The following is a 20,881-nucleotide window of genomic DNA, read 5'->3' as shown; positions in this document are numbered from 1 at the left end:
TTCCGACACGTAAAGGCTTGAAGACCCTCGCATTGCGTTGCGCGCTTGGACCGGTATAGTCGTGATCGAGTTCTATTCTCGATTGCGACAAGATGATCCTGACCCGAAACGCGCTCGACCTGCATTCACCAAAGCGCGACATTGCATGAAGGACGGACAGCCGACGCTAGGAAAGCTGTTGCGCGGGCTGCGCGATCGTCATCGCTGGACCCTCAAGGAGATGAGCGAGCAGACCGGCATTCCGGTTTCGACGCTCTCCAAGATTGAGCATGACCGCCTCACCCTCACCTACGACAAGCTCCTTCAGCTCAGCCGCCGCCTGAACATCCGCATGTCGGAGCTGTTTGCGGAGAATGAGGGGAGCGATACGCAGGTCACGGCCCGGCGCAGCGTCGGCGATCTGAGCCGCGCGGTCCGGGTCAAGACGCCCAACTACGACTATTTCTATCTATGCACCGAGTTGCGGCGGAAGCGGATGCTGCCGATCATGACCCGCATCCGCGCCAAGACCCCCGAAGAATTTGGCGAGCTCGTACGCCACCCCGGCGAGGAATTCGTCTTCGTCGTGTCGGGCAACATCGTTGTGCATACCGAATTCTACGACCCGGTCGCGCTGGAGCAGGGGCAGTCGATCTATATCGATTCGAACATGGGCCACGCCTATATCACCGGCGACGACTGCGACGAGGCAGTGGTGCTCGGCGTCTGCTCAAGCGCGGAAAGCGATCTGATGGATTCGCTCATGAATCTCCATGGCGAAGATGCCGAGAAGGCGTTCGCGGGAGAATGAAACCCACGACGCGAACCTCAGCAGCGAACCGCCCGGATGCCGGTCAGGATAGCGCATCGAGTATCCGGGTTTGAGCTGATCCAGATAGGGAGATGCCGGCCCCTTGTGATCGGGGACCGGCATCGGAGTCTCAGGCGGGCGGGTTACTGGGCAGCCTTTGCCGCCTGCTCGATGATCGCGGCGACGGCGGCGGGCTTGGAGACGTAGAGCGAGTGGCTGGCCGCGACTTCCTCGACCTTGGCACCGGCGCGGGCAGCCATCTGGCGCTGGGCTGCGGGCGGGATCATCCTGTCCTCGCTCGCCACCAGATACCAACTCGGCTTCACCCGCCATGCCGGGACGGTCACCTTGCCGTCGAGCGCAGCGACACCCCAGGGAACCTGCGAGTCCGCCATGAACTGGGCGAGATCGGGGCGGACATCGGCGGCAAAGGATGCCGCGAACTTGACGCTGTCGAGGAACAGGAAGCCGTCCTTGGGCGGCAGGATCGGCGGCACCGGCGCACCCGGCGCGGGGTTGGCGATCAGGCTGGAGACCGACTCGCCCTTGTCCGGCGCGAAAGCGGCGATGTAGACGACGCCGGCGACCTTGGGATCGGTACCCGCTTCGGAGACGACCACGCCGCCATAGCTGTGGCCGACCAGGATCACCTTGCCATCGGCGGCGGCGATCGCGCGCTTGGTGACCGCAACGTCATCCTCGAGCGAGAGGGTCGGGTTCTGGACGATCGTCACCTTGTAGCCGTCCTTCTTGAGGATCTTGTAGACGTCCATCCAGCCCGAGCCATCGACGAAGCCGCCATGGACGAGGACCACCGACTTGACCGGCTCGGCGGCCTTGTCCTGGGCGATGGCGGGAGCAGCACCCAGAGCGAGCGAGGCAGCGGCGGCGAGAAGCTTGTTCGACTTGGTCATGATCTATCTCCTTTCATTTGCTTCCGCGATATTCCTTATCGCGATAATGTTTAGCTACATCCGCTGGATCGGCCTTGTCCAGCATTAAATTATCGCGATATGCATTTTTGTGATAAGCATCTGATTCGAAAGTGAAGATCAGGCGATGCAGACTGCCAGCGCTCCCTGCGCATGTGAGCGATGCGTGTCGGGCGGTCCTCGGGCAGGCCCCTTCCCCGTCCATCCAGGGGACAACACAATCGGACGCAGCCTGCCAGCGCAGAGACATCACAGCGCCGACGGAGTCATCCGCGCGCTGTCCCGGAGATCGACGCTGCGATCCGGATGCGATCCAGAGTCGAGACTGCACCCGCAGCAACGCTTACCGGAGCCGCCAAGGCCCTGCCAGGGCTGACAATATGCCAAATGCCAGTGACTCTGGGCGTATTAAGCCCGGATTCCATCCGGCGGTTCTTGCTGAGAACGCTGGAAAACTGGCGTTTTCCGTCACCCGGAGGGGTGGTGGTGCCCAGAAGAGGACTCGAACCTCCACGGCCTTGCGACCGCCAGCACCTGAAGCTGGTGCGTCTACCAATTCCGCCATCTGGGCACGGGGTAGGCGGGCGCCTCTAGGGGACGGCCGGGGGGCCTGTCAACCGCTTCTCGCAACTCATCTTCATATGGTTGCCCTTTGCCGCGTCGCGCGGCATGGGGGATGAAATTGGGACAGACTTTCGAGGGCGTGATGAAGGACAAGCTGGTGACGTTGATCGGCGGCGGCGGGTTCGTCGGACGCTATGTCGCGCAAGCGCTGCTCAAGACGGGCGCGCGCGTCCGAATCGTCCAGCGCGACCCGCGCTCGGCCTGGTTCCTGAAGCCGCTCGGCGGCCTCGGCCAGACCCAGTTCGTCGCGGGTGATGTCCGCAAGCCCGATTCGCTCGCGCGCGCGCTTGCCGGATCGGATGCCGTGGTGAACCTTGCCGGCGCGTTCGGGCGTGAGGCAAATGCCATCAACGCGATCGGCGCGGAAAATGCCGCCAAGGCCACCGCTGCGGCGGGGGCAACGGCCTTCGTCCAGATTTCCGCGATCGGCGCCGACGCCGAGGCGCAGTCGGACTATGGCCGCTCAAAGGGCGAGGGCGAAGCGCTCGTCCGTGCTGCCTTCCCCGCCGCGACGATCCTGCGCCCCTCATTCATCTTCGGGCGCGAGGACAAGTTCGTGAACCGCTTCGCCGGGCTGATCGCGCGCGCGCCGGCGGTGCCGGTCCTGCGCGGCGCGATGCGGATGCAGCCGGTCTATGTCGGCGACGTCGCCGCGGCCGTAGTCAAGGCGGTTTCCGCCCCGGAGACCTTCGGCGGCAAGACGTTCGAGCTGGGCGGGCCCGAGGTGATCACCTTCACCCAGTTCCACCAGCGCCTTGCCGATGCGATCGGCCGCCATCCGTCACTGATCGAGTTGCCCGATTTCGCGGGCGCGGTGATCGCGACGCTGGGCTTCCTGCCCGGCATGCCGATCAGCTGGGATCAGTGGCTAATGCTGCAGACCGACAATGTCGCGGCGGCGGACGGACTGGCCGAACTGGGCGTTGCACCGACCCTGTTTGGCGCGGTCGCGCCCGGCTGGCTGGTCCAGTATCGCCGCCACGGGCGCTTCGCTGGCGCGCATCAAGCCGCCTGAGCCCAGATTTTCCGGCACATTCAAGACCGGGTGAACCCCGGCAGGGGAACCATCCGGCATGAGTGACACGCTGACCTATATCTTGCTCGGGATCATCGAGGGGCTGACCGAGTTCCTGCCCGTCTCCTCGACCGGGCATTTGATCCTGGCGGGCGAGCTGTTCGGATTCAATGACAGCAGCTCGATCACGTTCAAGATCGCGATCCAGTTCGGCGCGATCCTGGCGGTGCTGGTCGCCTATTGGCGCACCTTCTGGGACCGGGGGACCGGCCTGTTGCGGGGTGAGCCGCAATCGGTAGCATTCGTGCGCAACATCCTGATCGGTTTCGCACCCGCTCTCGCGATCGGCGTCATCGCCTATGACGCGATTCGCGCGGCGATGCAGACCCCGGTGATCGTCGCAGTAGCGCTGATCGTCGGCGGCTTCCTGATCCTGCTGATCGAACGGATGGTGAAAACCGTCCGCTACCAGCGCGTCGAGGCAATCCCCACAGGCACCGCGGTATCGATCGGCGTCGTCCAGTGCCTGGCGATGCTGCCGGGCGTCAGCCGTTCCGGTGCGACGATCATGGGATCGCTGCTGATGGGCGTCGAGCGCAAGACCGCGGCCGAGTTCAGCTTCTTCCTTGCCGTACCGACGATGCTCGCCGCGACCACCTATTCGCTATGGAAGGACCGCGACCTGCTGAGCTTCGACGACCTGAGCGCGATCGCGATCGGGTTCGGCGCGGCGTTCGTGGTCGCGCTGCTGGTCGTACGGGCATTCGTGAAGGTGGTCGGGCGCTACGGCTTCGCCCCCTTTGCCTGGTACCGAATCATCGCCGGAAGCGCCGCCTTGGTGTGGCTTCTGGCCAGATAGGACCGGAACGGACTTTATTATTGAGAGTCTTTCGCAACTAATGAAGGAAACCTGATCAATTATTGCTAAATAGGTCAGCATAGTTTACCTATATGCCGGTTTTTGCGTGACTCGCCTCGCGCGACCTGTCACGGCGCGGGCATGGCAAACGAAGTCATGCTCAAATTCGTCGACCGTGCGCAGGCGTTTCCGCCGAAGCGCGAGGCCCAGCTGCGTGCGCAGGATTTCCACGAGATCGCGGAACGCTATGCGCCGCCCTCAGCCGAGGAACAGGCCGGGCGCTGCTCGCAATGCGGCGTGCCCTATTGTTCGGTGCACTGCCCACTGCACAACCACATCCCCGACTGGCTGCGGCTGACGGCGGAAGGCCGACTGCGCGAAGCCTATGAGCTGTCCAACAGCACCTCGACCATGCCCGAGATCTGCGGCCGCATCTGTCCGCAGGATCGCCTTTGCGAGGGCAATTGCGTCATCGAATTCTCGCAGCACGGGGCGGTCACGATCGGTTCGGTCGAGAAGTTCATCACCGACACTGCCTGGGAAGAAGGCTGGGTCGAGCCGCTCGTCCCCGGCCCTGCCCGCGGCCAGTCGGTGGGCGTAATCGGCGCCGGCCCGGCGGGACTCACCGCGGCGGAGTATCTCCGCAAGCTCGGCTATGACGTGCATGTCTATGACCGGCACGACCGGCCGGGCGGGCTGCTGACCTATGGCATCCCCGGCTTCAAGCTGGAGAAGGAAGTCGTGATGCGCCGCACCGACCGGCTGGCGGCGGGCGGCATCGTCTTTCACCAGAGCTTCGAGGTCGGCCGCGACGCGACGCTCGAGCAACTCCGCGCCAAGCATGACGCAGTGCTGATCGCGACCGGCGTGTACAAGGCGCGCGCGATCAAGGCCCCGGGCGTGGGCGCGGACGGCGTGGTCGAAGCGCTCGACTATCTGATCGCGTCGAACCGCAAAAGCTTTGGCGACGCGGTGCCGGCGTTCGATGACGGAAGCTTGAATGCACAGGGCAAGAACGTCGTCGTGATCGGTGGCGGCGACACCGCGATGGACTGCGTCCGCACTGCGGTGCGCCAGGGCGCGGCATCGGTGAAGTGCCTCTATCGCCGCGACCGCGCCAACATGCCCGGATCGCAGCGCGAGACCGCCAATGCCGAGGAGGAAGGCGTCGAGTTCGTCTGGCTCTCCGCCCCCGAAGCATTCGATGGCGGCGACACGGTGACCGCGGTCAAGGCCGTCGGCATGCGCCTCGGCGCGCCTGACGCCAGCGGCCGCCGCGCGCCCGAGCCCGACCCGGGTTCGGCGTTCGACGTCCCCGCCGATCTGGTGATCAAGGCGCTCGGCTTCGACGCCGAGGATCTGCCGACTTTGTTCGGTGCGGCGGAGCTGGGCGTGACCCGCTGGGGTACGATCCGTACCGATGCGCGCACGATGATGTCCAACCTCGACGGCGTGTTCGCCGCGGGCGACATCGTCAAGGGTGCCAGCTTGGTCGTCCAGGCGATCCGCGACGGCCGCGATGTCAGCGAGCGGATGCACGCCTGGCTCAAGGCGCAGGCGACGGCACCCGTGCGCAAGGAGCGCGAAGCGGCGTGAAGATCACGTCAGCCCTAGCGCTCGCCCTTGCGGTAGCGGCATGCGGCGGGGTCGAGCCATCGGGTTCGGCCAACGAGCCCACCGGTTCGGCCAAAGCGCAGACCAGCGCCGATCACGCATACGAGCTGGCGCGCTTTCTCAACAGCGAAGAACGCGCCGACCAGCTATGGGGTTCGCTACTCGAGGCGATGCCCGCGCTGATGGCGAAGTCGCCCGAATCAGCCGAACTCATGCGCGAGCAGCCCGACCTTATCAAAGAGGTCATGACCGACGCTTGGCCAAGGATCACGGCACAGCTCAAAGGCGACCTTCCCGCTCTCTGGGAAGTGATCGCCGGCGTCTATCGCCGAAGACTGACCCCGGATGAGGCCGAGAGGCTGCTTGCCTATTATTCCTCCCCGGCCAATGTGAAGCTCACGCGGGATATTATTCGGCGCATCGATCTTGCACGAGCGATGGACAGCAAATCCCAGCAAGTCGATCGTGGAGCGGCGAGGGCGATGATAGGCCAGGCTTATCCGCTAGCGCTCGCCACCCTCTCCCCCGCCGAACGCGAGCAGGTGCTCAAATTCAAGGCCTCTCCTCTGGCGATGAAGTACGCCACGCTCGTCTCCGATCTCGCGACCGCGCGCGCTTCCTGGGCGGAGAAGGTCGAGCCCAGGATCATTGCGGAAATGGAGAGAGAGTTCGAGCTGGCTGCAGCGAAAAGGAATCTGAACTGATGACCGACCTCCAGCAGGAGCGCCTCCGCCTCGCCGCGGAAGGCATGTACCGCCCCGAATTCGAGGGCGATGCCTGCGGCGTCGGCATGGTCGCGGCGATCGACGGCCAGCCCTCACGTCGCGTCGTGCAGAGCGCGATCGATGCGCTGAAGGCGGTGTGGCACCGCGGCGCGGTCGATGCCGACGGCAAGACCGGTGACGGCGCGGGCATCCATGTCGATCTGCCTTTGCGCTTCTTCGACGACGCAGTGCTGGCTTCGGGCCACCGCGTGCTGCCCAACCGGCTCGCAGTCGGCATGATCTTCATGCCGCGCGTAGATCTCGGCGCGCAGGAGGCCTGCCGCACGATCGTCGAGAGCGTGATCATCGAGGCCGGCTACACAATCTATGGCTGGCGCCAGGTGCCGGTTGACGTCTCCGTCATCGGCCAGAAGGCGCAGGCGACGCGCCCCGAGATCGAGCAGATCATGATCGCCGGGCCGATGCCCGACCAGGTGTCCGAGGAAGAGTTCGAGAAGAACCTCTACCTCGTCCGCCGCCGGATCGAGAAGCGGATCATCGCGGCGCAGATCAGCGGCTTCTACATCTGCTCGCTGAGCTGCCGGTCGGTGATCTACAAGGGACTGTTCCTCGCCGAGAGCCTCAGCGAGTTCTACCCCGACCTCAAGGACGAGCGCTTCGTCAGCCGCGTCGCGATCTTCCACCAGCGCTATTCGACCAACACCTTCCCGCAATGGTGGCTGGCACAGCCGTTCCGCTGCCTCGCGCACAATGGCGAGATCAACACGATCCGCGGCAACAAGAACTGGATGCTCAGCCACGAGATCAAGATGGCGAGCCTGGCGTTCGGTGAGCATTCGGAAGACATCAAGCCGGTGATCCCGGCGGGTGCGTCCGACACCGCAGCGCTCGACGCGGTGTTCGAGGCGATCTGCCGTTCGGGCCGCGATGCGCCGACGGCAAAGCTGATGCTGGTACCCGAGGCGATGGGCCCCGAGACCCCGGCCAACCATCTGGCGATGTACAAGTATCTGGCTTCGGTGATGGAGCCGTGGGACGGCCCCGCCGCGCTGGCGATGACCGATGGCCGCTGGGCGGTTGCGGGCGTCGACCGCAACGCGCTGCGTCCGCTGCGCTATACGCGCACCGCCGACGGCCTGCTCGTCGTCGGATCCGAGACCGGCATGGTCCAGATCCCCGAATCGACCGTCGTCGCCAAGGGCCGGCTCGGGCCGGGCGAGATGATCGCGGTCGATCTGGACGAAGGCCGCTTCTATCAGGACGACGAGGTCAAGGACCGGATCGCCGGCGAATATGACTATGCCGGGATGATCGGCGAGTTCCTGACCGTCGACGATCTCCCTGCGGTGGGCGAAGGCGGACCACGCTTCGACCGTGCCGAGTTGACTCGCCGTCAGGTCGCGGCCGGTCAGACGCTCGAGGACATGGAACTGATCCTCTCGCCGATGGTGACCGATGCCAAGGAAGCGGTCGGATCGATGGGCGACGACACCCCGCTGGCCGTCATCAGCGACAAGCCGCGGCTGATCAGTCAGTTCTTCCGCCAGAATTTCAGCCAGGTCACCAACCCGCCGATCGACAGTCTGCGCGAGCGGCATGTGATGTCGCTCAAGACGCGCTTCGGCAACCTCGCCAACATCCTCGATACCGGGGAGACGGCGAACAAGGTGCTCGTGCTCGAAAGCCCGGTGCTGACCAACAATGACTGGGCACGGCTCAAGGGCCATTTCGGCGGCCTCGCCGCCGAAATCGATTGCACCTTCCCGGCCGGTGGTGGACCGGAGACGTTGCGCGCTGCAATCGCAGACGTCCGCTTCCAGGCTGAACAGGCGGTGCGCGCAGGCGCGACCGAGCTGTTCCTGACCGATGAGCATATCGGACCGGATCGCATCGCGATCGCCGGCGTACTCGCTGCGGCGGCGGTGCACACGCACCTCGTGCGCAAGGGTCTGCGCAGCTATGCCAGCGTCAATGTCCGCTCGGCCGAGTGCCTCGACACCCATTATTACGCGGTGCTGATCGGCGTCGGTGCGACCACGGTGAACGCCTATCTGGCCGAAGCGTCGATCGCAGACCGCCATGCCCGCGGCCTGTTCGGCGACATGAGCTTCGAGCAGGCGCTGAAGAACCACCGCAAGGCGATCGACGAGGGTCTGCTCAAGATCATGTCGAAGATGGGGATCGCGGTGATCTCCAGCTATCGCGGCGGCTATAATTTCGAAGCCGTCGGGTTGAGCCGCGCGCTGGTCAACGACTTCTTCCCCGGCATGCCCGCGAAGATCTCGGGCGAGGGCTATGCCTCGCTGCACCTCAACGCCAAGCTGCGCCACGACGCTGCGTTCGACACCGGCGTCGCGACGCTGCCGATCGGCGGCTTCTACCGCCAGCGCCATGGCGGCGAGACGCACGCCTATTCGGCGCAGCTGATGCACACACTGCAGACCGCGGTCGCAACCGACAGCTATTCGACCTATCTGCAATTCTCGCGCGGGGTGCGCGATCTGCCGCCGGTTTACCTGCGCGATCTGCTTGAGTTCAACTTCCCGGCCGAGGGCGTGGGGATCGACCAGGTCGAGGCGATCACCGAGATCCGCAAGCGCTTCGTGACGCCGGGCATGTCGCTCGGCGCGCTCAGCCCTGAGGCGCATGAGACGCTGGCGATCGCGATGAACCGCATCGGCGCCAAGGCGGTGTCGGGCGAGGGCGGCGAGGATTCGATCCGCTACAAGCCTTATGAAAATGGCGACAACGCCAATTCGACGATCAAGCAGATCGCATCGGGCCGTTTCGGCGTGACGGCCGAATATCTCGGCGCGTGCGACGAGGTCGAGATCAAGGTCGCTCAGGGCGCCAAGCCCGGCGAGGGCGGTCAGCTACCCGGGTTCAAGGTCACCGAATTCATCGCCAAGCTACGTCACGCGACGCCCGGCGTAACGCTGATCAGCCCGCCGCCGCATCACGACATCTACTCGATCGAGGATCTGGCGCAGCTCATCTATGACCTGAAGCAGATCAACCCGCGCGCGCGGGTCTGCGTGAAGCTGGTTTCGTCGGCGGGCATCGGCACCGTCGCGGCGGGCGTCGCCAAGGCCCATGCCGATGTGATTCTGGTCGCCGGCCATGTCGGCGGCACCGGCGCCTCGCCGCAGACCTCGGTGAAATATGCCGGCACGCCTTGGGAGATGGGGCTCAGCGAGGTCAATCAGACGCTGACCCTCAACGGCCTGCGCGGCCGCGTGAAGCTGCGCACCGACGGCGGACTCAAGACCGGACGCGATATCGTCATCGCCGCGATCCTGGGCGCCGAGGAATTCGGAATTGGCACGCTCAGCCTGGTCGCGATGGGCTGCATCATGGTGCGCCAGTGCCATTCGAACACCTGCCCGGTGGGTGTGTGCACGCAGGACGAGCGCCTGCGGCAAAAGTTCACCGGATCGCCCGAGAAGGTCATCAACCTGATGACCTTCATCGCCGAAGAGGTGCGCGAGATTCTGGCCCGGCTCGGCGCGAAGAGCCTGGACGAGGTGATCGGCCGCACCGAGTTGCTCCGCCAGGTGAGCCGCGGCGCCGAGCATCTCGACGACCTCGACCTCAACCCGATCCTCGCCAAGGTCGATGCCGACGAGAGCGAGCGCCGCTTCAGCCTCGACACCTGGCGCAACGCGGTGCCCGACAGCCTCGACGCGCAGATCATCGCCGATGCGAAGGCCGTGTTCGAACGCGGCGAGAAGATGCAACTCGCCTACAATGTCCGCAACACGCACCGCGCGGTGGGTACGCGTCTGTCGAGCGAGATCACGCGGACCTTCGGCATGTCGAAGCTCAACGACGGCCATGTCCAGGTCCGTCTGCGCGGATCAGCCGGCCAGTCGCTGGGCGCGTTCCTGTGCAAGGGCGTGACGCTGGAAGTGTTCGGCGACGCCAACGACTATGTCGGCAAGGGCCTGTCCGGCGGTACCATCGTGGTGCGCCCGCTGGTGAGCTCGCCGCTTGATAGCCGCGCGAACACGATCATCGGCAACACCGTCCTCTACGGCGCGACCTCCGGCCGCCTGTTCGCGGCGGGTCAGGCGGGCGAGCGCTTTGCGGTCCGCAACTCGGGCGCGCAGGTCGTGGTCGAGGGCTGCGGCGCCAATGGCTGCGAGTATATGACAGGCGGTGTTGCGGTGGTGCTCGGCCGCACCGGTACCAATTTCGGTGCGGGCATGACCGGCGGCATGGCGTTCATCTATGACGAAGACGGCGTGTTCGAGACCAACGCCAATCCCGACAGCATCGTGTGGCAGCGCCTGTCGTCAACGCATTGGGAGGCCGTGCTCAAGACCCTCGTCACCGAGCATCACGCGACGACCGACAGTAACTGGTCGGGCGGGCTGCTCGAGGATTGGGACCGGATCAGCGGCAATTTCTGGCAGGTCGTTCCCAAGGAGATGCTCGAACGGCTGTCGCATCCGCTGGATGACAGACAAGAGCTGGTCGCTGCGGAGTGAGCGTGTGGCTGCGACTGTCGCGCGGCGACGTCGTGGCCGCGCTCATTTGCCTCGCGCTGGTGGCGGGGTTCACCTGGTTCAGGTGGGCTGACCTCCCCGGCCGTGATCGCGCGACCGTTACGACCGAGGCAACGGTCGTGGCGATCGCCTACGGGTTTCCGCGAGGTCATAGTGGAGCGCAAGCATGGGCCTCGATCCGGTTGCGCCTGGATGATGGGAAAGAGGCCGATGTCACGCGCACGATGCGCTGCTTGCTCACGCTCAATCGAGGTGATCGGGTTCGGCTGGTCGGCTCTCGAGACAATGCAGGTCGCAGGGTCTGGAGCATTGTCGGCGAGCCCTGCCCGGCGTAATCCGGTCAGCGTCTATCGTCGATCACTACCGCGCTGACCCGCGGCGGTGGGGCGATCCCCGCAAGCAGGAAGCCGATCAGGGCGCCGAGGCCGCTGGTTGCACGGCGTCCTGCGGACCGGGATGCAGGCGGTTCTGCATCTGCAACCGCCACGGCAAGCAGCTCCCGCGCCTCTGCTGCCGCTTCGCGGTGCACGCGGATCGGGATTCCGCCCAGCGCCAGCGTAAGCGGCGCGTTGGTCCGGACCATCTCGATACTATGGGCGTAGGCCGGGATCCCGTGCCATGCGAACAGCGACATCAGCACCGCCGCCTGAGGCTGGCTATAGGCGATCACCACCGTCTCGAACGGATCGATATCCGCGTCCATGCGGTCAGCGTGACTGCCTGAGGCGAAAAGCGCAAGCCTGCGGCGTAGCGGCCGCGTCACAAGTGCGCGATAGCGGGTGCCATGCATTTCGATCTGATCCAGAGCATCAGCCTTGCCGGCTCCGCCACCACCCCCAATGACGACCGATGCGGCGCGACACCGGCGCGTGCCTGGATGATCGACGGCGCGACCGACCTCGGCCCGCCGGGACTGATGGGGAGCCAGCCCGGCGCGGCATGGCTTGCCGAGACCGCCTCACGCGCCTTTGCCGCGGCCCAGGACGGCGCTCTTCCCGTCATCCTCCAGCACGTCTTCGCGCAGACCGCTGCGGCCTATGCTGCCGAGCGTTTGCGCGCACCTGCTGGCGACTGGGAGCTGCCGAGCGCCGCCTTTCTGGCGGCCGCGCTGACACCCGGGACACTCGACCTCGCATGGCTCGCCGATTGCGCATGCTTCCTGCTGCGCGGCGAGACCGTCACCCGCCTTGGCCCGCAACCGAGCAGCGACGAGACCGAACGGGCGCGCATCTACGCCGCGGGGTCTGAACGCCCGCTGGAGATGCTGCGCGCGCAACGCATGCGTCCGGAGCGCTACATTCTGGGCGTCGATCCCGCGCATCTCGCCTTTGTCGAATCCGCGAGGGTTCCGGTGACGCCCGGTGACGAAATCCTGCTGATGACCGACGGAATGGCGGCGCTGATCGACGATTATGGCATGCCACCGGAAACCTTCGTCGCCACGTTGCGTGCGGATGGTCTGCCCGCGCTCGCTGCCCGTCTCCGCGCCATCGAGGCCGAGGATGCCGGCCGCACGCGCTATCCGCGCTTCAAGCGAAGCGACGACGCCACCGCGCTCTGGCTGCGCATCGCCGCCTGATCGGGAAACCGGCGCTTGCCGCCGCCCGTGTCCGCCGCCTAAAGCCTTGAGTCATGTGGCAGCTCTATCAATTCCCCCTGTGCCCCTTTTCCCGGAAAGTCCGGCTCGTCCTGGGCGAGAAGGGCGTCGGCTATGAGCCGGTGCGCGAATCCCCCTGGGCGCGGCGCGACGAATTTCTCGACATGAACCCCGCGGGACAGACGCCGGTGATGGCCGACGACCGCGGCGTGGTGCTGATCGATTCGGTCGCGATCTGCGAGTTCTTCGAGGAAACGGTGAGCAAGGCCGCCCTGCTCAACGGCACCGCCGCCGACCGCGCCGAGATCCGCCGCCTAGTCGCCTGGTTCGACGTCCAGTTCTTTCGCGACATCACCGGGCCGCTGCTGCACGAGCGGATGCTCAAACGCATCGTCCACCGCGCGACACCGGATTCGACCGCGCTGCGCGAGGCGATGAAAGCCGCGGTCGCGCATCTCGACTATATCGATTTCCTGCTCGACCACCGCACCTGGCTGGGCGGCGCGACGATGAGCCTCGCCGATCTCGCCGCCGCGGCGCAGATCAGCGTCGCGGACTATCTGGGCGGGATCGACTGGAAGAGCCACGAGCAGGCCAAGCGCTGGTATGTCGGCATGAAAAGCCGCCCCAGTTTCCGCCCGTTGCTCGCCGAGCGGATGGAGGGGATCAATCCGCCGCCGGAGTATGAAAAGCTCGATCTGTAGCCCTTAAGGGATCGAGACCGGCTCGGGCTGCTCGGCCGGAAAGCCGCGAACCGCTGCGCTGGCGAGCTTCGGTGCCAGCGTCGCCGGCGCATCGGCGCGCGTCCCTTCCGCCTGGGCGGTCAGCGCGCGGCCACGCCAGACCGGCTTCATCCCGTCGCGCAGGACCAGTTCCACATCCAGCTCGGTGACGATCAGGCCGCGCAACTGCTGCTTGTTCGAGGGCATGGTGACCCCGATCGCCGCGCCCCAATTGCCGACCGCAGCGGCCGGACCGGGCTCTTTCCCCTTGGATGTCACCGCGCCGCGCGCAGTGCGCGTCACCTTGACCCGTGCGATGTAGCGGCTGCGGCTGGTCGCTGGCAGCGCGATGAAGCGTGCATCCGACAATGCCCGTTCCACCGCATCGGCGAACACCTGCCGGGCCGAAGCGGGGACGGCTTCATCGGCAACGGGTTCGATCGCCACGGTTCCGGCCCGGAGGGCTGCCGCCTCATCCTGCGCCGGGGGCGCTACGGCCAGAAGCATCGACGCGATCATCGCAATGGCAGTCATCTACGCTACTCCCGCTCTGGCACGCGTTCCTTCGCATAACGTCGTGGACGCTGCCAGCCCGTATCTGCTCGCTTGACCCGCATCGATTATCTGACCTAAGTCAGATAAATGATCATAGACCCGGTGAGCCGCTTCCGCCGCTTTGCACGTGCCGTCACCCGTGAGGTCGGCGCGCTCGACACGTCGTTTCTCGGCCGCGGGCGCCCATTGGGCTCGGCGCGCGTGATCAACGCAATCGGATCGGGCCGCACCGATGTCGCTGAACTGCGCACCTATCTCGATCTCGATTCGGGGCTGATGAGCCGCTTGCTGCGTGGACTGGAGGACGAAGGCCTGATCCGGACGACACCGCATCCGGACGATGCGCGGCGCCGGGTCGCAGCTCTGACCACGGCCGGAATGAATGAGTTCCACGCCTATGAAGCGCTGTCCGACACCCGTGCGGCATCGTTCCTCGACCGCGCATCGAACCGCGATGCCCTGCTCGACGCGATGGACCTGATCGCGGCCGCCTTTGGCCGCGATCTGATTGCGATCGATGAAGTGGATCCTGCGGACGAAGCGGCGCACCATTGCCTGACGCGCTACTATGCCGAGCTCAATGCGCGCTTTCCCGCCGGGTTCGAAGTGTCGCGATCGTGCGACCCGGATGCGAAGGACATGATCCGCCCGCGCGGTGCATTTCTCGTCGCCACGTCGGACGGGCTGCCGGTCGGCTGCGTGGCCCTGAAAGGTGAGGGAGAAGGCTGCGCGGAGATCAAACGGCTCTGGGTCGATCGCGGCGCGCGCGGACTGGGCCTCGCCCAGCGGCTGATGGCCGCCGCCGAGGACATCGCCCGCGCGCTCCAGATCCATACCCTTCGGCTCGACACCAACCGCGCGCTACCCGAAGCCGAACGCTTCTACCGAACCGCGGGCTGGACCGAGATCGAGCGCTACAATGACAATCCCTATGCCGAGATCTTCTTCGAGAAGCGGCTCTAGAGACCCTCGCCGGGTATGGGCTCACGCCGGCGCCGGTCGCGTTCAGGCGGCGGCGGCGGATCCAGCTGCTGTTCTTCCGCCGGATCGCGCCCGGGCCGGGTCATCTCGAGGCTGCCGTCGCGGTTGACGCGCACACCGACCGACTGGCCGCCAAAGCTGCCCTCGATCTCGATCGGCTCGTCGATAACATTCTCTCCAACATCGTCGATGACGTCGGAGAGATTCTCGACCACCGGCTCCGGCCTTGCCTGAACCGCGACACCCAGCGCCTGCGCCATGAAGTCGCGCCACACCCGCGCGGGTGCGCCGCCGCCGGCAAGGCCGGGATTGGGGGTGTTGTCGTCATTGCCCATCCAGACGGCAGTGACGATCCCATCGGCATAGCCGACGAACAATGCGTCGCGATTATCCTGCGTCGTACCGGTCTTGCCGAAGGTTTCGACCGACAGCGCAGCGCCGCGGCCGGTACCCTCGTTCACCGATGCGCCGAGCAGCTCGCGCATCCCCGCCAGCTCCCGGCTTCCGATCGGACGCTGCGATCCGGTGAAACGGTCGAGCCAGCCCGGTTCGTCGGTTGCGGACAGGCCGCGCGGACGCACCGGCGCCTCGCCATTGGCGATCGCGGCATAGGCAGCAGTGAGTTCAAGCAGCGACACGGTCGAGGTACCGAGCGCGATCGAAGCCTCCTCCGGGATCGGAGTCGAAATGCCGAGGTCGCGCGCCGCACGGATCACCGCCTTGGGGCCCACATCCTTGATCAGGCGTGCCGCCGCGACGTTGCTTGACCGCGCGAAGGCCTGACGCAGGGTGATCTCGCCCCGGTAGCGGCCGTCGCTGTTCTTCGGTTGCCACTCACCGATCGTCACCGGTTCATCGAGCACGGTGGAATCGGGCGTCATTCCGCTGCGCAGCGCAGCGAGATAGACAAACAGCTTGAAGGTTGAGCCCGGCTGACGCCGCGCCTGGGTCGCGCGGTTGAAGGGGGATTCGCCGTAATTCTTGCCGCCGACCATCGCGATGACGCGGCCGTCGGGGCGCATTGCGACGATCGCTATCTGCGACTGGCGCAGGCCCGCATTGCGCACCGCACGCTCGGCGGCGCGCTGCATCCGGGTTTCGAGCGTGGTCGTCACCTCGCGCACCGCCCCCAGTTCGCCCGCCTGATCGCGTGCCTCAGGCAGTACCCAATCGGTGAAATAGGTGCCGCTCGGCAACGCCTTGCTCCGCGCGAGCCGCAGCCGTGCGGGCGCAACCGTCTTCGCCTCCGCCGCTGTCAGCAATCCGGCATCGACCATCGTGCCGACCACCACCGCCTGCCGCTCCTGCGCAGCCTTGAGATTGCCCGACGGTGCGAGGCGCGAGGGCGCCTTGACCAGGCCTGCGAGCATCGCAGCCTGTCCGGTAGTCAGCTGGGTCGCCGGGCGGCTGAAATAATGGCGTGCCGCAGCGTCGAGGCCATATTGGTTGTCGCCGAAATAGACGTTGGAGAGATAGCGCGAGAGGATCTCGTCCTTGGTCAGCCAGGCTTCGAGCCAGAAGGCGATCAGCACCTCCTGGAACTTGCGGCCGAAGGTGCGCCTGGAGTTCAGGAACGCGTTCTTGGCGAGCTGCTGGGTGATCGTGCTGCCGCCCTGCGAGCTCTTGCTCGTGAAGACGTTGTTGACGAAGGCGCGCGTGATACCGCGGGGATCGATGCCCCAATGGCTGCGGAAGCGCCGGTCCTCAACCGCGATGAAGGCATCGACGACATGGGCGGGCAATTTGGTCGCATCGACCGGCTTTCCGACCTCGGCGCCGGTCTTGGCGATCGGCGTTCCCTCGGCCGAGAGCAAGGTGATTGACGGCGGCACCGGCGGCTCGAGCGATTTCGAGAGCGGCGCGGTGAAGACCAGCCAGCCGATCGTGATGACGAACAGCACGATGAAGGCGGCGAGCCCGCGCATCGTCCAGCGCCACCAGGGACGCCGGCGGAGCGGAAGCCGCGGGCCGGGCGGCGGAACGTCGCCGCCGCCGCTCAGGCCGTCAAAGGGATCGGAGGGCGGTACCGCGGGCGCGCGGGGATCCGCGACCTCGGGATAAAGTGTGTCGTAGCGCATGGAACCGGCCACTGTTTTACCCCGCCACGACAGCAGGTACAAGCACCCGCCGCCCCGCACCGGGCAAGGCAGCGGGCATTTGCATCACTTGGCCGCCGGCGCTTCGGCCGCGACCTTGGGCGCGGCTTCGGCGACGCCCGGCACATAGGCCGCGCCTTCGAGCACCTGAAGGCTCGATCCGGCAAAGTCGCCGCCGATCGGCTGCGCCTTGCCACCCAGGCACTTGGCGAGGAAACCTTCGGTGACGCCGAAGAAGCTCAGCCGATTCTCGGGCCGGACGAAGCCATGCCCTTCATCGGGATAGTTGATGTAGGTGACGGGCAGGTTCTTGGCCTTCATCGCCGCGACGATCTGGTCGCTTTCCGCCTTCACCACGCGCGGATCGTTGCCGCCCTGCCCGATCAGCAGCGGCTTGTTGATCGCATCCACCCGGCTGATCGGCGACTGCGCCATCATCCGCTTGAGGTCCTCGGGCTTACCAGGATCGCCGATATGCTTGTAGAAGGTACCTTCGAGGATCGGGCGCCAATAGGCCGGGAAGCTCTCCATCAGCGTCTTGAGGTTCGACGGACCGACGATATCGACGCCGCAGGCGAAGCTGTCGGGGGTGAAGGTGAGGCCCACCAGCGTCGCATAGCCGCCATAGGAACCACCGAAGATCGCGACCTTGTCCTTGGTCGTGACGCCACCCTTCACCGCCCAATCGACCGCGTCGAGCAGGTCCTGGTGCATCTTGCCCGACCATTCGCCGATCGCGGCGTTGATGAAGCCCTTACCGAAGCCGGTCGAGCCACGATAATTGACCGACAGCACCGCATAGCCGCGGTCGGCGAGCCATTGGTGGGCGCTGTTATAGCCGTAGCTGTCGCGCGCCCAGGGGCCGCCATGGACGTTGAGCACCAGCGGCACCGGCTTGTCCGGCTTGCCATCCCCATTGGCATCGGCCCCGGCGGGGAGCGTCAGGTAGCTGACCAGCGTCTTGCCGTCGCCGGTCGGAATCTCGACCGGCCACATCGGCTGCAGCTTGTAGGCGGAGAGATCAGGCCGCGTCTCGTAGAGCTTGGTCAGCGTCTTCGCCTTGCGGTCGTAGATATAGGCGGTCGCCGGCCTTTCGGCCGCGCTCGCCGCAACGATCAGCTTCGACCCGTCATCGGTCGCCGACGTGATCGCGACCTCGCCCGGCAGCTTCGACTTCAGGAACGCAAGATCCGCCTTCGCCTGCGCATTGAGCGGGGTCCATTCGTTCCTCAGATAGTTCACCGAATAGGCGATCGGCTCATAGGTCTCGGGATCGGTGAGCAGCCCGGCGATATCCGCCTTGTCACTCGCCGCGATCACCTCGCTCCTGAGGCTGGCGACGTCCATCTTGACCAGCGCCGCCTTGTCGCGGCCGCGGCTGTCCGCCCAGTAGAGGACGCTGCCGTCCTTGTTGAAACCGACGGGATTGGTGGTGAAGAAATCCTCGTTCGCGATGGCGAACGCCTCGGCCCATTTGCCATCCGCGCCGAGCCGGAAATATTTGCTCCCGCCGCCCGGCACCTGCTGGAAGGCAAAGCGCGGCTTCAGCTGGTTGTCGGTGACGAACCCGCCATAGCCGGGGTTCTGCATCACCAGCTTGCTCGCACCGGTCTTGTAGTTGACCTCGTAAAGATCGAAGAATTGCGGATTGCGGTCGTTGAGACCGATCAGCACGACATCGGGGCGTTCCTTGCTCACCCCCTGGATCTGCGCGCGGACCTTGTCGCCCGCCTTGGTCAGCGCGGTATCCTTGAGCGTCGCGATCTCGACCGAGTGGACGCGGAAATTCTCGTTCCCGCCGCTGTCCTGCAGATAGATGATGTGTGCGCCGTCAGGGGCCCAGAAATAGGCCTGGAGCCCGCGCTTGCTCTCCTTGGTCACCGCCTTGGCGGCGCCGAGATTTCCGATCGGCGCCACCCACACGTTCATCACGCCACCCACCGGCGCAAGCCAGCTGACATGCTTGCCATCCGGGCTGATCTGCCCGCCGGCGCGGCTGGGATTGCCGAAGATCTTCGCGCGGGGAATGAGCGTGCCCGCGCGCCCCTGCGGCGGCGTGGCGACGGCGGCTCCTGCACTCATCAGTACGGCACCGGACAACAACGCAATGGCAAGTCGTTTCATCGATGATCCCTCCGTTGATCCGGCGAGACTAAACCCGCCAGTGTGTTAATGCAATAACACGCCTATCGAACCGGCACGAAGTCGAGATGGTGGAAATCATAGCTGAAGTCGGCGAGCGGTGAGAGCGCCTTCATCTTGACGCCGGTGACCTTGCCGTCGGTGACCGCGAAGCTGACCACCGCGTCTTCGCCCGCCCCGACGGGGAAACGCGTGCGGAACGTATCGGTCCCCCACGGCTCCAGCGCGCTCTTGAACACGGGGGTCGGCACGAACTGGATGCTCAGCCCCTTACCCTTCGCGGTAACGACAATGTCGCCGTACCAGACATCGCGATAGCGCCCGGCATAGGCGGCCAGCGGCAGGCTCGGCGCGCCCTCCGGCGGCTTGGCCTCGCCCGCAGCCAGCCCCGCGACCGCACTGTCCTGCGCCTGCTTGTTGCGCACGACATAGCTCGCCACCCAATCATAGGCCGGGGCGCCAAGCAGATGATCGAGGATCGCGTTGCGGATCCCGCCCGAGACGCTGTCTTCGGTATTGCTGAGCACCACGACGCCGATCCCGGCCGAGGGGATCATCGCGGTCTGGGTCACCTGCCCCGACAGCCCGCCCGAATGACTGACCAGCCGGCGGCCGCGATAGTCCTGCACAAACCAGCCGAGCGCATAGCCCGACATGACGGGGCGCGCCGGATTGATGTCGATCCCGCCGTCGCTCGACGAGACGATTACCTGCGGCTTCCACATTTCCGCCGCCGACTCCGCGGTCCACAGTCGCTTGCCGTCCGGCAGCGCACCCAGCGCCAGCTGCACCTCAAGCCATTTGGCGACGTCCGCGACGCTGGCATTGATCCCGCCCGCGGCATCGATGAGCGGTCCTTCGTCGGGCTGGATCACCTTCATCGGCCCGATGCCGCGCGCCGGCGGTCCGAGCCGCGCGTGCCTTCCTGCGACATTGGCCGTGCGGAGCAGCTCACGCGAGGGTACCGCATCGGCCATGCCAAGCGGCTGGAGGATGCGCGTCGCGATGAAGTCGCGCCACGACAGGCCCGACATCCGCTCGATCAGCACGCCCGCAACGATGTAGAGGATGTTGTCGTAATCATAGCCGGCGCGGAAGCCGCGCGCCGGACGCAGGAACTGGAGCGCGCGCATGACCTGCGCGGTATCCGCACTCGACTGCGGGAAATACATGAGATCGCCTGCCCCCAGCGGCAGCCCGGACCGGTGAACCAGCAGGTCGCGCACGGTGAACATCCCCGTCACCGCTGGATCGGCCATTTTGAACTCGGGCAAGTATTTGACCAGCGGTTCGTCCCAGCCGATCTTCTTCTCCTCGACCAGCATCGCCAGCGCGGCGCCGGTGAACGCCTTGGAGTTCGACGCGATGCCGAAGCGGGTGTGGGCATCGACCGGGTCGGGCTTGCCCATCGTCCGCACGCCATAGCCCTTGAGCCAGGGCGCCTGCCCCTTGCGCACCACCGCAACGGCGATGCCGGGGGTCTCGAACGCTTTCATGAAATTGGCGACGATCGCGTCGACCGCAGTGTCCAGCCCGGCCGGTGTCTGCGCCCAGGCGGGCAGTGCCAGCCCGGCAACACCGCCCAGCCCAAGCACCAGCGCGCTGCGCCGGTCGATCGTCAAACCACTCATTGAACCCCTCCAGAAACCAGCCGTCACCCCGGCCTTGTACCGGGGTCTGCGGCTCCCCCGAGCACAGCACGAGAGCCTTAATGGCTGATC

At 65.8% G+C, this 20,881-nt stretch carries 15 protein-coding genes and 1 tRNA gene; 9 read left to right on the top strand and 7 right to left on the bottom strand.

All coding sequences use genetic code 11. From position 1 onward, the window contains the following. Positions 1–61: 61 nt before the first annotated feature. Entirely contained in the window at positions 62–790 is a 729-nt protein-coding gene (locus tag AC07TU_RS05010) for a helix-turn-helix domain-containing protein (protein WP_495186791.1), read from the top strand. Between the two features lie 143 nt (positions 791–933). On the opposite strand, the gene AC07TU_RS05005 is transcribed toward AC07TU_RS05010, so the two are convergent. Together AC07TU_RS05005 and AC07TU_RS05000 are read right to left on the bottom strand one after the other, a co-directional pair. After that, complete coding sequence (locus AC07TU_RS05005) at positions 934–1,704, bottom strand: alpha/beta hydrolase (RefSeq protein ID WP_495186790.1); 771 nt, start codon at positions 1,702–1,704, stop codon at positions 934–936. A 502-nt stretch (positions 1,705–2,206) separates the two neighbouring features. Continuing rightward, positions 2,207–2,293, bottom strand: a tRNA-Leu gene (locus tag AC07TU_RS05000). Positions 2,294–2,428: 135 nt separating this feature from the next. Between AC07TU_RS05000 and AC07TU_RS04995 the strand changes: the two genes are divergently transcribed. From AC07TU_RS04995 to gltB, 5 genes are all read left to right on the top strand, one after another. Then, positions 2,429–3,361, top strand: coding sequence for a complex I NDUFA9 subunit family protein (locus AC07TU_RS04995; protein ID WP_495186894.1), 933 nt, complete (start codon positions 2,429–2,431; stop codon positions 3,359–3,361). Between the two features lie 58 nt (positions 3,362–3,419). Continuing rightward, positions 3,420–4,220 carry an undecaprenyl-diphosphate phosphatase gene (locus AC07TU_RS04990; RefSeq protein WP_495186789.1) on the top strand — a complete coding sequence of 267 codons (801 nt, stop codon included), beginning with the start codon at positions 3,420–3,422 and terminating at the stop codon, positions 4,218–4,220. A gap of 141 nt (positions 4,221–4,361) precedes the next feature. Then, positions 4,362–5,816 (top strand): NAD(P)-dependent oxidoreductase, encoded by a 1,455-nt coding sequence (locus AC07TU_RS04985; RefSeq protein ID WP_495186788.1) that lies wholly within the window; start codon positions 4,362–4,364, stop codon positions 5,814–5,816. Beyond that, positions 5,813–6,538, top strand: a complete 726-nt coding sequence (locus AC07TU_RS04980) for a DUF2059 domain-containing protein (RefSeq protein ID WP_495186787.1) — start codon at positions 5,813–5,815, stop codon at positions 6,536–6,538. The genes AC07TU_RS04985 and AC07TU_RS04980 overlap by 4 nt, the downstream gene beginning before the upstream one ends. Further along, positions 6,538–11,049, top strand: a complete 4,512-nt coding sequence (gltB, locus tag AC07TU_RS04975) for a glutamate synthase large subunit (protein WP_495186786.1) — start codon at positions 6,538–6,540, stop codon at positions 11,047–11,049. Before AC07TU_RS04980 ends, gltB begins: the two co-directional genes overlap by 1 nt. A gap of 358 nt (positions 11,050–11,407) precedes the next feature. Here gltB and AC07TU_RS04970 read toward each other — a convergent pair whose 3' ends face one another. After that, positions 11,408–11,770, bottom strand: a complete 363-nt coding sequence (locus AC07TU_RS04970; RefSeq protein WP_495186785.1) for a hypothetical protein — start codon at positions 11,768–11,770, stop codon at positions 11,408–11,410. An 81-nt stretch (positions 11,771–11,851) separates the two neighbouring features. Here AC07TU_RS04970 and AC07TU_RS04965 point away from each other — a divergent pair, with 81 nt between their 5' ends. Together AC07TU_RS04965 and AC07TU_RS04960 are read left to right on the top strand one after the other, a co-directional pair. Then, positions 11,852–12,646 (top strand): protein phosphatase 2C domain-containing protein, encoded by a 795-nt coding sequence (locus AC07TU_RS04965; protein ID WP_495186784.1) that lies wholly within the window; start codon positions 11,852–11,854, stop codon positions 12,644–12,646. A gap of 53 nt (positions 12,647–12,699) precedes the next feature. After that, positions 12,700–13,368: a glutathione S-transferase family protein gene (locus AC07TU_RS04960; protein WP_495163319.1), complete on the top strand. Its 669-nt coding sequence runs from the start codon at positions 12,700–12,702 to the stop codon at positions 13,366–13,368. 3 nt (positions 13,369–13,371) lie between these two features. Here AC07TU_RS04960 and AC07TU_RS04955 read toward each other — a convergent pair whose 3' ends face one another. Beyond that, entirely contained in the window at positions 13,372–13,920 is a 549-nt protein-coding gene (locus AC07TU_RS04955) for a hypothetical protein (protein ID WP_495186783.1), read from the bottom strand. Positions 13,921–14,028: 108 nt separating this feature from the next. On the opposite strand from AC07TU_RS04955, the gene AC07TU_RS04950 reads away from it, so the two are divergent. After that, positions 14,029–14,904, top strand: a complete 876-nt coding sequence (locus AC07TU_RS04950) for a bifunctional helix-turn-helix transcriptional regulator/GNAT family N-acetyltransferase (RefSeq protein WP_495186782.1) — start codon at positions 14,029–14,031, stop codon at positions 14,902–14,904. Here the strand turns inward: AC07TU_RS04950 and AC07TU_RS04945 are convergent. The 3 genes from AC07TU_RS04945 to AC07TU_RS04935 all read right to left on the bottom strand — a co-directional run bounded on the left by AC07TU_RS04945 (position 14,901) and on the right by AC07TU_RS04935 (position 20,791). Further along, positions 14,901–17,000 (bottom strand): transglycosylase domain-containing protein, encoded by a 2,100-nt coding sequence (locus AC07TU_RS04945; RefSeq protein ID WP_495186781.1) that lies wholly within the window; start codon positions 16,998–17,000, stop codon positions 14,901–14,903. The genes AC07TU_RS04950 and AC07TU_RS04945 overlap by 4 nt on opposite strands. Positions 17,001–17,084: 84 nt before the next feature. Continuing rightward, positions 17,085–19,142, bottom strand: coding sequence for a S9 family peptidase (locus tag AC07TU_RS04940; protein WP_495186780.1), 2,058 nt, complete (start codon positions 19,140–19,142; stop codon positions 17,085–17,087). Positions 19,143–19,204: 62 nt separating this feature from the next. After that, entirely contained in the window at positions 19,205–20,791 is a 1,587-nt protein-coding gene (locus AC07TU_RS04935; RefSeq protein WP_495186779.1) for a serine hydrolase, read from the bottom strand. Positions 20,792–20,881 lie beyond the last annotated feature (90 nt).

This window comes from Sphingomonas sp. GW821-FHT03E12, assembly GCF_059420685.1.
Note: the sequence above shows the minus strand (reverse complement) of the source record. Positions and strands in the feature narration are given on the sequence as shown.

What these genes read in the sequence shown, in the direction of transcription:
- AC07TU_RS04945 (WP_495186781.1), bottom strand. Translation starts at nt 17,000, where the DNA reads ATGCGCTACGACACACTTTATCCCGAGGTCGCGGATCCCCGCGCGCCC.
- AC07TU_RS04990 (WP_495186789.1), top strand. Translation starts at nt 3,420, where the DNA reads ATGAGTGACACGCTGACCTATATCTTGCTCGGGATCATCGAGGGGCTG.
- AC07TU_RS04970 (WP_495186785.1), bottom strand. Translation starts at nt 11,770, where the DNA reads ATGGACGCGGATATCGATCCGTTCGAGACGGTGGTGATCGCCTATAGC.
- AC07TU_RS04950 (WP_495186782.1), top strand. Translation starts at nt 14,029, where the DNA reads ATGATCATAGACCCGGTGAGCCGCTTCCGCCGCTTTGCACGTGCCGTC.
- AC07TU_RS04965 (WP_495186784.1), top strand. Translation starts at nt 11,852, where the DNA reads ATGCATTTCGATCTGATCCAGAGCATCAGCCTTGCCGGCTCCGCCACC.
- gltB (WP_495186786.1), top strand. Translation starts at nt 6,538, where the DNA reads ATGACCGACCTCCAGCAGGAGCGCCTCCGCCTCGCCGCGGAAGGCATG.
- AC07TU_RS04960 (WP_495163319.1), top strand. Translation starts at nt 12,700, where the DNA reads ATGTGGCAGCTCTATCAATTCCCCCTGTGCCCCTTTTCCCGGAAAGTC.
- AC07TU_RS04940 (WP_495186780.1), bottom strand. Translation starts at nt 19,142, where the DNA reads ATGAAACGACTTGCCATTGCGTTGTTGTCCGGTGCCGTACTGATGAGT.
- AC07TU_RS04955 (WP_495186783.1), bottom strand. Translation starts at nt 13,920, where the DNA reads ATGACTGCCATTGCGATGATCGCGTCGATGCTTCTGGCCGTAGCGCCC.
- AC07TU_RS05005 (WP_495186790.1), bottom strand. Translation starts at nt 1,704, where the DNA reads ATGACCAAGTCGAACAAGCTTCTCGCCGCCGCTGCCTCGCTCGCTCTG.
- AC07TU_RS04995 (WP_495186894.1), top strand. Translation starts at nt 2,429, where the DNA reads ATGAAGGACAAGCTGGTGACGTTGATCGGCGGCGGCGGGTTCGTCGGA.
- AC07TU_RS04935 (WP_495186779.1), bottom strand. Translation starts at nt 20,791, where the DNA reads ATGAGTGGTTTGACGATCGACCGGCGCAGCGCGCTGGTGCTTGGGCTG.
- AC07TU_RS04985 (WP_495186788.1), top strand. Translation starts at nt 4,362, where the DNA reads ATGGCAAACGAAGTCATGCTCAAATTCGTCGACCGTGCGCAGGCGTTT.